Raw genomic sequence first — 14,402 nt, forward strand, 5'->3', positions numbered from 1 at the left:
AAAGTTATAACATTATAATGTTTATGTTTAAAAAAATATAATTACGCTAAAACTAATTCTTCTGCCTGCTTAAGTACTTTCAAACCGTCACACATGCCATAATCTCGTTGGTTTATAATAGCAACTGGTATATCGTATGACTTTGCAAGAAACGCTACGGCCGGAAATAAATATTTCACTTGCGGACCAATTAAAACGACATCTGCTTCCTTAATTTCAAGCTTCACAAGTTCTGAATCAACTGCCTTAATTTTATAATCCTTCCCTTGTTTCTTCGCCTCTTCTTGCATTTTTCTTACAACCATACTCGTTGACATACCTGCAGCACAACATAATAAAATATACATATTATACTGTCACTTTCTCTTCCACACGTTTATGAAGAGCGATAAATTCTTCAGCAAGTTCTTTCACTGTAATTGCATTCATTAAATGATCCTGTGCATGCACTAACAGTAAACTTATTTCTGCATGATTTCCTCTTGCTTCCTCTTGAATTAAATCCGTCTGAATACGATGAGCTGCTGAAATTTCTTCACTAGCAAGTTCCATCTTTTCACTCGCATTCTCAAAATCTCCTTGTCTTGCAAAAGCGATTGCTTCAAGCGCCGCGCTTCTCGCGTTGCCACCATGTAAAATTAACGCAAATGGAGTTTGCATATCAGTCATTTTAACTTCCCCCAAGCTTTGTTTTTCTATATGTTCATCTTATTATGAAAACGCATACAATTAAACATAAAAAACTTCCGTTATGTAACGGAAGTTTTTATATACTTTTTCAATACGATAATAAAATCTCTTGAAAACCTTCAATTAATTCAGCCTGAGTTAATTTCTCTATCGTATTCTGATTAGACATAATATCATATAAAAAATCATAAAGCCGTTGCAAATCTTCATTATTATTGCGCTTCACACTAAATAAAATAATCAATTGTACTTTTTTATCTCCCCACTCAACAGCCTTATCAAGTGTACAAAATATCAAAAATGTTTCCTCACTTAATAACTGCATCGGATGCGGAATCGCCACTAAATTTCCAACCGCTGTCGGAGATGTATTTTCTCTTTCCATAACAGAAGCATAAAAATTTTCTGGCACATAGTTTTTCTCAGCGGCTTTCTCACATAAAAATTGAATAACTTCTTCTTTCGTAGAAGCGCTACGATTTAAAAAGATTAAATCTTCTTTTATATATTGCTGCACACTATTATTCACATGCGTAAACAATTGCTGACCAATCGATTTAATCTCTTTATCATCAAATATTGAGTTCACTTTTATAACTGGAACAGGCAAACCACTAGGTATATGAATCGTACTAATAATACAATCTATTTTGTCTTTATAAAGGTCTTCTACTTTCAATTGATAATAGCCTGTAATACCTACAATCTCTAATTTATCTCGAAACTGTGATAAAATTTTATATTTTAATAGTTGTGCACTCCCTTGACCAGTCGCACAAACTAATAAACATCTTTTCTTTTGATTCTGCTCCTGCAAACGGCTCATCGCTCCGCCGAAATGAATAGCAATATAACCAATTTCACTTTCAGGGATCGATTCACCCGTATATTCACCGATTATATCTCCAACGAGAACCGCAATTTCAAAAGCATACGGATAATTCTTTTTCACTTCTGCCAAAAGAGGATTTCTCGTATTTAACTTATACTTCAAACGATTTAATAACGTTTTTAAATGAACACCAAATCCAAATAATAATTCTTCATCATAATAAAAAATAAGATTCCGTTCTTCCGCTACTTTAAAAAGAATATGTTGCATAAATGCATATATATCTTTTCCTAATAGTTCTTCTACATTTTCATAGCGATCTCTCGCTGTAACAGCAGTACTTAACAAATGCACCGTCACATATAATACTTCTTCTTCTGGAAATAAAAGTTTTAACTCTTTCTCTAAATCTCCTAAAATCTGCTTCGCAATTGTATATTCTTTCTTTATTATAAGTTCTGATTGCTCCACATGCAGTCCTGTCATATAATGTTGACTTTGACAACGCTTTAATGCGATTGCAATATGAATAACTAGATTATCAATTTCTATATCAGATAAATATATTGTTCCACCCTCAATATACTTTAATATAATTGAACGAATGAGTGATATATGAGGTAACGATACATATGTATCCGTCTGCTCAAATTGCTCATGAAACGGAGTATGTTCATAACGTGGTAAACCATATTGTGATAAACAAGAACGAATATTAAATTCCTCTCCCACAATACGTATACCATAATACGGTCTCTTTTCAATTTGCAATGTATAGCGACCGCATATATCTGTAACATCTTTCATAATTAAATTTACAGTTGATTTACTCACGTAAATTTCTTCTGCTAACTGCGAAAGCTTCACATATCCTTCTGTCGTTAAAACACGTTGTAAAATATACGCAACTCTTTCTTCATAAGAAGTTGGGATCTTTTCCGTCTGTTTTTGAAATAGACTCACACAAAACTCTTCAAATATCTTCGTTTGTATAATTTCTAGTTCATATCCAGTCCCTCTTTGCGATTCGATTTTCGCTCCGTTTTCTTCCAATATATCATTTAATAATTTTATATCTTTTTGAATCGTCTTCGTTGATACATGTAATCGGTTCGCTAAAAAAGCTCGATTTAACATCGATTTCTCTTCTAAAAACTCCTCTAAAATAGAAATTAATCGCTGATGCACCTTTGTCATAGCTCTTCCTCTCGCTCTTTATATATAAAGGGGGAAAAGCTACTGAAATCAGTAGTTTTTCCCCTTTATATTCTCTCTATTTCTTTAATGTAAATCCGAATTTATCCCAAGCATGTAAATAATCTAGTAAGAAAATCTCTTCTTCTATAATTCGACCAACTACATTTGTTTTTCCTGTATTCACCATATCTTTTAATGCAATTTGTAATTCACCTTTATACTGGCCATATTGCTCATTATCAATTAAAAGATCGCCACGCTTAATTTCACGCGTATTATGAGGTTTAAACTCTTCTTTTTTATATTTCACACGACTTTGTGTAGAACGAATCATATATTCAGATACATCCCCGCGATAAAAATGAGGTTCTTCTAATACGATAATTCTTTCTAAATTTGTCGTTGTATCGTATAGTTCTATATCAAATGTTTGTTTCTCTTTATTTAACGCACCTAGTGCTTGTAATTCTTCTTCTGAAGCATAAGCGTTTGCAATGATAACATCATTAATTAATTCTGTCGCAAATAAATGCTTCGCTTGCGTTGTCATCGGTAATTCACGATGCTCTTCTAACGTACATAAACCTTCTGTTACTGGCCAAGGTCCGTATGTTGCATCAAATGATGAAATAAATGCAGCTGTTCTCATGCCGTAATCTTTAAATTGTTTCGAGCATGTAATGAAATGATCGTATGATAACCCCGAATAGCGGTGCGGATAAAAATTATGACAGCCAATTAAATTTTCACGATTTGGTCTATGACTCATAATGTTATCTACATACTTCGTACCATTGCTCATATTAATCTCAATTTTCAAACCATACGGATTATAAGTCATAATTGATTCTTCTAATCCTGAGAAACCAACATCTAAACGAATACCGTACGCACCTAATTCATGGAAGAATGATAAATCATTATACGAAATACCTAATTGTTCAAAAACAGATGGACTAATATCAACTAATACTTGGAACCCTAATGCATTCGCATGAGAGATCGTTTCTTTAAATTCTTCAATAATTTTCTCTTTTTCTCTATCCACAGATAGTAAACATGTGAACACACGTGTAAATCCGTATTTACTTGCTAATGTTACATATTCCTTATCTTTCTCTACCGTTGAATGTTCTGGATAAATAGAAATACCTAATCGTCTCATATGTACACGCCTCTTTCTTCATTGTTTTGTAAACCTTTTCAAATATATGTAGTAAAAAAGTATATATCCCCTTCTCATTCACTACCTTTTGAATCCGCTTTCTTTAAAGAAAAAACAATTTCTATCATTCATAACAACTACAAGTCTATACATCTATACTTTACATCTTTTTTTCATAGTTGTGTAGCGTTTACACAAATTTGTCAGTTTTTCATTTTAAAAATTGTTATCCGCTTTCAAGACACCTTCCTTGACTGCTACATTGACCAATACATATACTCAAAAGAAAAGAGATAAAGTGAAACTTTAATCAGTGGGGGTTTTGTTCATCCCCCATCGATTATTAGCCTTCACCAATCGGGCGTTTGCGGGCAGCAGGGCTTCCACCTAACTTCTTTGCTCCAGCCAGATTTTGAGGTGGAAATTTTACTGTCCGCAATTAGCGGAAAAAATGTATATAGGGGATGAATATATGGGAGAGGCAATACTCGTAAAACGAGAACCGTTATGGACAAAAGAGTTTGTTGCTTTAATTTTTGCAAACTTATGTATGTTTTTAGGGTTTCAAATGTTAATTCCAACTTTACCTGTTTATGTGAAAGAAATCGGTGGCACAAGTTCAAATATCGGATTGGTCGTCGGTATGTTTACCGTTGCGGCACTTTTTGTTAGACCGCTAACTGGAAACGCCTTACAGAAATTTAATAAAAAAATCATTTTAATGATCGGTACTGCTATTTGTTTACTCGCTATGGGCAGTTACCTTTTCGCCTCTACCATTTTTCTCTTGCTTGCCGTTCGTATTTTACACGGAGCTGGCTTCGGTATTACAACGACTACATATGGAACTGTCGTTTCTGATTTAATTCCAGCAGCTCGCCGCGGAGAAGGCATGGGATATTTCGGACTTTCTGGAACCATTGCAATGGCTCTCGGCCCACTAATCGGACTATGGCTTATGCAAGCATATAATTTCAACGTTCTTTTTTTATGTGCACTTTCATGCACAATCGTTTCATTAATTTTAACGAAACTACTTCAAATCCAAAAAACGAAACAACCACCAAAACAATCATCTGGTACTTTTCTCGATGGATTTATTGAGCGCAAAGCTTTACTTCCTTCATTATTAATATTATGTATTACATTAATGTACGGAGGAATCGGCAGCTTTATCACACTATTTGCTACCGAAGTTGGCATTGCTGATATTAGTCTCTTCTTTTTATGTAACGCGCTAGCAATCGCTGTAACTCGTCCATTTTCCGGAAAGTTATATGATGCGAAAGGCCATACATTCGTCATCATTCCAGGGGTTATTATAACGTTCGCAGGTATTATTTTATTGTCGTATACAACGACAATTCCGAGCTTAGTTATTGCGGCAGCCTGTTACGGAAGTGGCTTCGGAGCGATTCAGCCTGCGCTACAAGCATGGATGATCGACCGAGTAGCACCGCACCGACGAGGAGTCGCAACAGCTACATTCTTCTCAGCATTTGACCTTGGAATTGGTGCGGGAGCGATTATTTTCGGATTCATTGCACATTTTACAAACTATGCGACTGTATATCGTTATTCTTCCCTATTACTTATTGCTTTTCTGTTCATTTACATTACAAGTATAAGAAAACAAAAGCACGGAGATAAAAATACAGAAAAAGCTGCTGGATAATTTAGCGGCTTTTTTTCTTGCAAAAAAAGACTACTTAATAAATATTAAACCCCATGTTGGCTTTATAAAACTACATGCATTTCCCTACATATTTTTTTAACTATCATCAAAAAATATACAATGAACTTGTAGAAGATTTCTTTGATATACAATTGAATAATACTATTCTAAAAAGTGTGATTTCTTTACAAAAACACTATTTACAAAAGACGAAAACCATTAAAATACAGCTGTTTCTTTAAAGAATTGTAAACTTTTCACCTCTTTGTAAATTTAGTGTAAATTTTACTAGCAAACCGTTTACAGTGCCTCAAGGTTTAGTTAATAATTACATCGTACATGAAATTTAAGGAGTGGAATGCGTGGAATATAATGTTCAAGAAATGATCTTCCAATTCATTGGTGGATTAGGTATTTTCTTATTCGGGATTAAATACATGGGCGATGGACTGCAACAAGCAGCTGGAGATCGTCTTCGCGATATTTTAGATCGTTTTACAACGAACCCACTTATGGGTGTACTAGCAGGTATGTTAGTTACTGTATTAATTCAATCAAGTTCAGGAACAACCGCTTTAACAGTCGGACTTGTAAGTGCCGGATTTATGACATTAAGACAAGCAATTGGTGTTATTATGGGTGCGAACATCGGTACGACAGTTACTGCATTTATTATCGGGATTAAAATCGGAGAATACGCTCTCCCAGTTATGGCAGTTGGAGCGATTTTACTATTCTTCTTTAAAAATAAAAAAGTACATTCTGTAGGTCAAGTTGTATTCGGTTTTGGTATGTTATTCTTCGGTTTAGAATTAATGAGCGCAGGTATGAAACCTCTTCGTTCATTAGAGGCATTCCAAGATTTAATGATTAGCATGAGTGATAATCCAATTTTAGGAATTATTGTCGGTACAGTCTTCACTTTAATTGTACAAAGCTCAAGCGCAACAATCGGTATTTTACAAGAATTATTCGGTCAAGGTGCAATCGATTTACAAGCTGCCCTTCCTGTATTATTCGGTGATAACATCGGTACGACAATTACAGCAGTATTAGCAGCAATCGGTACTTCAATTGCAGCAAGACGTGCAGCATTAGTTCACGTTATCTTTAATATTATCGGTACCATTATCTTTACGATTATATTGATACCATTTACAAATTTAATTCAATATTTCCAAACGTCATTAAACTTGAATCCAGAAATGACAATTGCATTTGCACATGGAACATTTAACGTAACGAATACAATCATTCAGTTCCCATTCATTGCAGTATTAGCCTGGATTGTAACAAAAATTATTCGTGGTGAAGATGCATCTATTAACTTCAAACCACAACATTTAAATCCAATCTTTATTGAACAATCTCCAGCTATTGCTTTAACAGAAGCTCAAAAAGAGATTATCCGTATGGCGGAGTTTTCATTAGATGGATTAAAAGAAGCAAACCAGTTTTTAAATACACAAGACAAAAAACACGCTAATATGGCTACTCAATTAGAAGGAGCTATTAACAATTTAGATAAAAAAATTACCGAGTATTTAGTTTTACTATCAGAAAAACCACTTTCATCAGCAGATTCTGAGAAGCATTCTGTTTTAGCTGGTGTTGTTGGAGATATTGAACGTGTCGGTGATCATGTAGAAAACCTTGTAGAACTTGTAGATTTCCAAATTTCAAACCGCGTTTCACTATCAGACGACGCACTAACTGAATTAAATGAAATGCTTGAATTAACAATTTCAACATTACAAGATGCAATCAATGCTTTAACAAACTTTGACACTGAACTAGCTCAAACTGTTATTGCAAAAGAACGTAAAATCGACCAAATGGAACGTGTTCTTCGCAAACGTCACGTAATACGTCTAAACGAACGCAGCTGTTCAGGCGATGCAAGCATCATCTTCGTTGACATGGTAAGTAACTTAGAGCGTATCGGTGATCACGCTGTAAATATCGCTGACGGTGTTTTAGGTGAACAAGGAAAAGTCAATTTAAAACAATCATTATAATAGGAAAGAGACGCTCAAGTTAGCGTCTCTTTTTTATTTCATATTTACAACTGTTCTTCCTTTTAACTTTCCTTGCAATATGAGCGAAAACTTCTCATCTAATTTTTCTAATGTACATTCTTCTGTATAAGATAATAGTTCTAAGTTTTTCCACTCTGTCGCTAACAATGCCCACACTTCTCTTCTCATATCTACTGGACATTGTACGGAATCTATTCCTACAAGGCTAATACCTCGCAAAATAAACGGATATACTGTTGTGTGTAATTCATGCCCTGCCACATTACCACATGTCGTTACACAACCGGCATATCGTACCAATTTCAATACTGTTTCTAACATCTTTCCGCCCACAGTATCGATAACCCCGGCGTATATTCCTTTAAGCATTGGCCTTCCTGATTCATCACTCAACTCTACACGCTGAATTACCTTCTTTGCTCCTAAACGTAGTAACATCTCTTCTTCTTCCAATTTCCCTGTTGCTCCGACTACGTTATATCCTAACTTACTTAAAATACTAACCGCTACACTACCTACACCGCCCGTAGCACCAGTTACTAAAACATCTCCCATATTAGGCATAATTCCTGCTCCAATGAGCTTATATACCGATAGTGCAGCTGTAAAACCAGCTGTCCCATACATCATACTTTCCTTCAAAGACATTCCTTCTGGTAAAGAAACAATCCAAGATGATGGCACGCGAATATATTCTCCGAATCCACCAGACGTATTCATACCTAAATCATACCCCGTTACAATAACTTGATCCCCTACCTTAAAGGAACCATCTTCACTACTCACAACTTCTCCTGCAGCATCGATTCCTGGCGTATGAGGATATGTTCTCGTTACACCTTTATTACCAGTAGCTGAAAGCGCATCTTTATAATTTAATGAAGAGTAATGAACTCGTATTAGCACATCTCCTTCAGGTAAAAGATTGATTTCTCTCTCGACAAGCTTTCTTTCAAATTGATTATTTTCTTTTTCTTTCACGACGATTGCTCGGAATGATGTATGACCCATTATGCTCTCTCCTTCATCCGTAAAATTCTTCTTTATTATATAGAAGAAATAAGTAGTACTACCAATTTCTTATTGGCTATATTTCAACAAATCTTACTTCTCTCTCACTTTCTCACAATATATATTTTCATTTCTACTAAAAAAACATATACTTATCCTACATCTGAAAAATAACATATAGAAAATCTGACTTTTTATAAATAAATTGAATTTTTACGAAATGTAAATGATTTGTAATGTTTTTTTTCGTCAAATTTCATTATAATAAGTGGATGTGAGTGTCGTATTTCAATCCAAATGAAGGAGTACAAGAAATGGAGCAAAACCCATCTTTGCAAGAAAATACACGCAATAAACCGAAAAAAAGTAAGAAAAAAACAAAAATTATTATAAGCGTCATTCTATTCTTTTTAATAGTAGGAGGCGGTTATACGTGGTTTTTAGTAAATAAAGCATCTTCTGCTGTTCGAAATGCCGCACACGATTTAGCACGCGGTGATAAATCTGATTTACGTGATAAAGCTGTAAAACCTATTACGAACAATGTCTCTGTCTTAATAATGGGTGTTGATGAAAGCGATGTCCGAGGAAAAGAATATGGTGAAGCTATAAGAACAGATGCGCTGTTGCTTGCAACTTTTAATAAAGACAGCAAAACTGTTAAACTATTAAGTATTCCACGTGACACATATACTTACATTCCAGTAGAAAAGAAAAAAGATAAAATTACACACGCTCATGCATTCGGTTCTGCTAAAAACGGTAAAAAGGGTGGACCACAAGCAAGTATCGATGCAGTTGAAAAATTAATGAATGTTCCTGTCGATTACTTTGTAAAATTTAACTTTAAATCATTTATAAAAATTGTCGATGATTTAGGCGGCATTGAAGTCGATGTACCTGTTGAATTTTCAGAACAAGATAGTAATGATAATGCCGATGCAATTCACCTGAAAAAAGGTGTCCAAAAGTTAAATGGCGAAGAGGCTCTTGCTCTTGCTAGAACGCGACACATCGATAGTGATGCAATGCGTGGGCAACGTCAACAACTCGTTATTGAAGCTATTTTAAAGAAAATAACAAACGTTGGATCTGTAACAAAAGTTGGCAACATCATTGATGATATTAACGGACAATTCGTTACAAACTTAACATTCGATGATATGCTTTCATTCTATAAATATGGCGCAGATTCTTCAGTTGAAAAGTTACAAATTCAAGGTGATGACTGCTATATGGAAAAAGGTGATGATACATGTAGCAAATCTGCTGGTGGCGGTCGAACATATTACTACAATCCAGATAAAAAAGCACTAGCAAATGTTACGAACGAACTTCGTACTCACCTTGGACTACCTGCCTATACAAAAACTGACTTTGATTCGAAAAAAACAGATTCAGAGAAAACGAAAGACACTAACTCTGAGAGAACAAAAGACACTGACTCTGAGAGAACAAAAGACACTAACTCTGAGAGAACAAAAGACACTGACTCTGAGAAAACAAAAGACACTAACTCTGAGAGAACAAAAGACACTAACTCTGAGAGAATAAAAGACACTGACTCTGAAAATACAAACAAACGTGAGTCAAGTAACAACAACCATAATGATAATAACAATGAAGATATAAAAACATCATCTAATAACAATGAATAAAAAGAAACCGTACTCTATGGAGGTAGAGTGCGGCTTCTTTTTTCAAACATAAAAAATCAGAACTTTCCAACTATCTTTTTTAATATTTTTAAATTATAATAAATAATAGTAATCTATTCCAATTATCAGGGGGCTCATACATATGAAAGCTGCAGTAAAACATAACATTTCAGATTTTAAAGACTACTTAAAATCCAACGATATATACATGGAAGAAAATATAGATAAAAATGATGGTTCGGTGCATTTTTCAGTAGGATTAGAAACAGAAGCTGGCGCAAAAATTCAACTTATCGCTGCTTTCGAAAATGAAAATCCGACTGTGGATATATACTGCTTCAATGTTGCTCACGTACCTGACGAAACATCAACAAATGACATTTTACATGTCATCAATGAATTAAACACATCTTACCGATTTGCAAAATTCACACTAAATAAGCAAAATGCAATTGATATTTCGACATCTCTTGCATTCTCAGAACCAAACTTTAATCCGGCACTTGTTTTTGAGCATACGAGAATGCTGTATAAATTAGCGAACGACGAATATAAAAACTTAATGAAAGTTATTTGGGCATAAAGTAAAACTATAATCAGTGACGTTTTACTACCCACAATTAGCGGGATAAACAAAAGGATGGGCTGCAAGCAGCACCATCCTTTTACTTCGATATCATATCAACCCACATTTTAACAGCAGTTCCTACAATTAAAGTGGACAATACATATTGCAGTACTTTTTGATTTAGCCTCTTCCCGACTCGTGCTCCAAGTGGCGCAGCAAATATACTTGCAACCGCAATAATTAGAGCTGGAATGATAACTACTTGCCCAGTAATCACTTTTCCTGTAGTAATCCCTATTGAGGAAATAAACGTAATAGCGATAGATGTTGCGATCGTCATGCGCAGTGGTAATTTTAAAATAACTAGCATAATGGGAACTAAAAGGAACGAACCTCCAGCTCCTATAATGCCTGAAGCTCCCCCTACAACGAACGCTAACAAGCTCGCTAACCATTTGTTATACTTCACGTCTCCACTATTATTTTGTTTCGGTACAAACATCATAATAGCTGCAATTGTAGCTAATGCTGCATAAACAACATTCACTGTATGTTCCTCTAATATGTTAGCACCGAAACTCCCTATGAAGCTTCCTATTAATATACTAGCTCCCATATACATAACTAACGTTTTATTCATGTCATTACTTTTTCGGTATGCCCACGCACCTGCAAAAGTTGCAAAGAATACTTGTACCGCTGTAATACCGCTCACCTCATGTGCAGTATAACCAGTAAACCCTAGCAATACTGGAATGTAAAAGATCATCGGATAATTAATAATCGCGCCGCCAATCCCAACCATTCCTGATATAAACGATCCTATAAACCCAATTATAAAAAGTAATACGACTAAGCTCACCTTACATCCCCCGCCTTCTTAAAAGAAGGTGATTTAAATGAATAAGTTTACATTCCCATCCGAAGCATCTGCTAAATATGCTCCTACCCCAGCAAACTCTACCCCTTCCATAATCTCTTCCTCTTTTAACCCTAATAAATCTACTGTCATTTGACAAGCTACAAGTTTAATTCCTTGTTCTTTCGCCAAATCAATTAAATCCGGCAAAGGCATTGCGTTATGTTTTTTCATAATGCCTTTAATCATCTTCGGCCCCATGCCAGCAAAATTCATTTTGGATAATCCCATCTTATCGGCACCGCGCGGCATCATCTTCCCAAATACTTTCTCTATAAAAGTCTTCTTTACTTTCACATGCTCATCTTTTCTAAGAGCATTCAACCCCCAAAAAGTATGAAATATAGTCACTTCTTGATCATAAGCCGCTGCACCATTTGCAATAATATAGGCAGCCATCGCTTTATCATAATCTCCGCTAAATAACACGATTGTCGTTTTCTTCTGTTGTTCCATTTTGTTCCTCCTCTAAATTACCTATAGGGGTATTTAATTGTTTATAAAAAGGCTCAAATCTTTTATCTCTATGCTATATGACTTTACCTTCCCAAGCTAACATACCACCTACCATATTGATCACTTGAAAACCGTAACCTTCTAAAAATTGAACTGCTCTTGCACTTCTTCCTCCCGAGCGACAAACGATAATGTATTCATTATTTTTATCAAGCTCATGCATTCGAAACTCTAGTAAGCCTAACCTAATATGAAGCACGCCTGGAATTTTCCCTTCCCTCACTTCTTCCACTTCACGAACATCAATTACATGTATCTCTTCATTTCGTAACAATCTTTCCTCTACTTCTCTCGCTGTAATTTCTTTCATCTTAATATTCCTTTCCTTACAAAGCGTTCATACCACCTGAAACATTTATAATGCGCTGAAATCCTAATTTCTTTAATACTTTTGCTGCTTGCTTACTTCTCATCCCACTCTGACAAATAACGATTACTTCCTTATTCTTATTTAATTGATTTGCCTTACTAACTAACTCATTTAGCGGGATATTCTGAAAGCCCTTCATATGGTTCCCTCTATATTCGCCTACTGTACGAACATCGATAAAGTACTTCCCCTGTTTTCCCACTATACTTTTTAATTCTTTTCCATTTATATTTTGAACACCTTTCACCGGTAAGAACCGTAAAATAACAAACCATGCAGCCAATACAACGAAAAGCGTACTTACTATTGTGTTCATATAACTCCCCCTCTACATTTATAAAATTATTTCTTTACTACGCCTTCTTAATCCAAAACTTTAGTACATCGCTTTCTTCTGCATGCTTTACGATGTCATGACCAGTTTTGTTTGCCCACGCTGGAATATCCTTAATTGACCCTTTATCCGTTACATGTACTTCTAACACTTCGCCCGATTGTAAAGTATCCATCGCTCTTTTCGTTCTTACAATTGGCATTGGACATGCTAAATCTTTCGCATCTAAAACTTGTTTTATATTCATCATCTATTCCTCCAATTTGTTATTAATTATGAACTGCACAGCGGTTTGGACCAATCTCCATTTCACGTTCTTCTTCCACACTCGGATGAATTTCCCCCATATTCGTTTGACGAATTTCTTGATAAGCATTCGGCTGAGGTGGTAGATTCTCCGTTACAATTTTGCGAAATTCATTCTCATCTTTCATATTTAACCCTGCATTCACTTCAAACAATTGTTTTAAATTAGCACTCACAACCCCATTTTCATCCATTTCACTTATTTTTGAATAATGAGCTGGTAAAACAATTAACTCTTGAGATAATTCCTTATAGCGCTTATATAATGTATTTCGTAAATCGCTCACCCAATCTTCAGCCTTACCAGCAAGATCTGGACGCCCGATTGAATCTACAAATAAAATATCGCCCGATAATAAATAGGAATTATCTACAATAAATGATGTACTCCCAATCGTATGCCCTGGTGAGTATAGCGCATCAATTTCGATTTTGGTACCCCCTACCGTAATAACAGATCCTTCTACAAGTGGTTCGTATAAGAAAACGACTTCCTCCGCATCTTTTGGAGGTAACCAATACGTACCACCTACTTTTTCAGCTAACTTACGACCGCCAGAAATATGGTCTGCATGTAAATGTGTATCCATTACATTCGTAATAGTAACTCCATGCTCTTCCGCAAACTCCTCATATGATTCAATCGTTCTTACTGCATCAATAACTGCTGCTTCACCGTTAGAAACGACCATATAAGATAAACAGCCTTTTCCAAGACGATTAAATTGATATATACTCCCTCCGCCCTGTACATCTCCTACTTTGAGCGGCTTTACATATTCACTCCAAGCTTTCATCCCACCAGCTAAATAGGAAACATCGTTGAAGCCAGCATCCAACAATTGCTCCGCGACAAACTGCGAAGAACCTTCTTTTGCACATACGACTAAAATCTCTTTCTCTCTCGGTAATTCATCTACAATATGGTCTACACCATCTAACAAGTCAAAATAAGGTTTATTAATAGAAGAAACTTGTTTCCCTTCAATTTTCCAATCTTCATAATCCGTCTCATTACGAACATCTAAAATGAATAACTCTCCGAATAAAACTTTCTCTGCGACATCTTTTGCTTGTAACGGTTTAACATTCATTTTATTACCCCCATAGGTATATTTTCGT

General features: G+C 35.3%; 15 protein-coding genes. 4 read left to right on the top strand and 11 right to left on the bottom strand.

Going from position 1 to position 14,402, the window contains the following annotated elements:
- Positions 1-41: 41 nt before the first annotated feature.
- From A6J74_RS12805 to A6J74_RS12820, 4 genes are all read right to left on the bottom strand, one after another.
- Positions 42-347 carry a PTS sugar transporter subunit IIB gene (locus tag A6J74_RS12805; RefSeq protein ID WP_000275635.1) on the bottom strand — a complete coding sequence of 102 codons (306 nt, stop codon included), beginning with the start codon at positions 345-347 and terminating at the stop codon, positions 42-44.
- A 1-nt stretch (position 348) separates the two neighbouring features.
- Positions 349-669: a PTS lactose/cellobiose transporter subunit IIA gene (locus A6J74_RS12810; protein ID WP_000131325.1), complete on the bottom strand. Its 321-nt coding sequence runs from the start codon at positions 667-669 to the stop codon at positions 349-351.
- 109 nt (positions 670-778) lie between these two features.
- Positions 779-2,719, bottom strand: a complete 1,941-nt coding sequence (locus A6J74_RS12815; protein WP_000169807.1) for a BglG family transcription antiterminator — start codon at positions 2,717-2,719, stop codon at positions 779-781.
- Positions 2,720-2,795: 76 nt separating this feature from the next.
- Positions 2,796-3,884: a DUF871 domain-containing protein gene (locus tag A6J74_RS12820; protein ID WP_001253375.1), complete on the bottom strand. Its 1,089-nt coding sequence runs from the start codon at positions 3,882-3,884 to the stop codon at positions 2,796-2,798.
- A gap of 472 nt (positions 3,885-4,356) precedes the next feature.
- Here A6J74_RS12820 and A6J74_RS12830 point away from each other — a divergent pair, with 472 nt between their 5' ends.
- Both A6J74_RS12830 and A6J74_RS12835 read left to right on the top strand, forming a co-directional pair.
- A complete protein-coding gene (locus A6J74_RS12830; RefSeq protein ID WP_000503251.1) occupies positions 4,357-5,559 on the top strand; it encodes an MFS transporter in 1,203 nt (400 codons plus the stop codon).
- Between the two features lie 362 nt (positions 5,560-5,921).
- The gene (locus A6J74_RS12835; protein WP_000456283.1) at positions 5,922-7,577 is read left to right on the top strand and encodes a Na/Pi cotransporter family protein; all 1,656 of its coding nucleotides are present in this window, start codon (positions 5,922-5,924) and stop codon (positions 7,575-7,577) included.
- Between the two features lie 33 nt (positions 7,578-7,610).
- Here A6J74_RS12835 and A6J74_RS12840 read toward each other — a convergent pair whose 3' ends face one another.
- Positions 7,611-8,675, bottom strand: a complete 1,065-nt coding sequence (locus A6J74_RS12840) for a YhdH/YhfP family quinone oxidoreductase (protein WP_303745858.1) — start codon at positions 8,673-8,675, stop codon at positions 7,611-7,613.
- 248 nt (positions 8,676-8,923) lie between these two features.
- On the opposite strand from A6J74_RS12840, the gene A6J74_RS12845 reads away from it, so the two are divergent.
- Positions 8,924-10,267, top strand: coding sequence for an LCP family protein (locus tag A6J74_RS12845; RefSeq protein ID WP_002109586.1), 1,344 nt, complete (start codon positions 8,924-8,926; stop codon positions 10,265-10,267).
- A 142-nt stretch (positions 10,268-10,409) separates the two neighbouring features.
- Entirely contained in the window at positions 10,410-10,850 is a 441-nt protein-coding gene (locus tag A6J74_RS12850; RefSeq protein WP_000642366.1) for a hypothetical protein, read from the top strand.
- 82 nt (positions 10,851-10,932) lie between these two features.
- Here A6J74_RS12850 and A6J74_RS12855 read toward each other — a convergent pair whose 3' ends face one another.
- The 6 genes from A6J74_RS12855 to A6J74_RS12880 form a co-directional block, all read right to left on the bottom strand.
- Positions 10,933-11,697: a sulfite exporter TauE/SafE family protein gene (locus tag A6J74_RS12855; RefSeq protein WP_000060711.1), complete on the bottom strand. Its 765-nt coding sequence runs from the start codon at positions 11,695-11,697 to the stop codon at positions 10,933-10,935.
- A gap of 33 nt (positions 11,698-11,730) precedes the next feature.
- Positions 11,731-12,210, bottom strand: a complete 480-nt coding sequence (locus tag A6J74_RS12860; protein WP_000437728.1) for a DsrE/DsrF/DrsH-like family protein — start codon at positions 12,208-12,210, stop codon at positions 11,731-11,733.
- 73 nt (positions 12,211-12,283) lie between these two features.
- Complete coding sequence (locus tag A6J74_RS12865) at positions 12,284-12,580, bottom strand: rhodanese-like domain-containing protein (RefSeq protein ID WP_000659152.1); 297 nt, start codon at positions 12,578-12,580, stop codon at positions 12,284-12,286.
- Between the two features lie 16 nt (positions 12,581-12,596).
- Complete coding sequence (locus A6J74_RS12870) at positions 12,597-12,956, bottom strand: rhodanese-like domain-containing protein (RefSeq protein ID WP_001092539.1); 360 nt, start codon at positions 12,954-12,956, stop codon at positions 12,597-12,599.
- A gap of 37 nt (positions 12,957-12,993) precedes the next feature.
- Positions 12,994-13,224 (bottom strand): sulfurtransferase TusA family protein, encoded by a 231-nt coding sequence (locus A6J74_RS12875; protein ID WP_002038023.1) that lies wholly within the window; start codon positions 13,222-13,224, stop codon positions 12,994-12,996.
- Between the two features lie 19 nt (positions 13,225-13,243).
- Positions 13,244-14,374 (bottom strand): MBL fold metallo-hydrolase, encoded by a 1,131-nt coding sequence (locus tag A6J74_RS12880; protein WP_001101335.1) that lies wholly within the window; start codon positions 14,372-14,374, stop codon positions 13,244-13,246.
- Positions 14,375-14,402 lie beyond the last annotated feature (28 nt).

This window comes from Bacillus sp. FDAARGOS_235 (assembly GCF_002073415.2).
In the GTDB taxonomy this organism is placed as follows: Bacteria; Bacillota; Bacilli; order Bacillales; family Bacillaceae_G; genus Bacillus_A; species Bacillus_A toyonensis.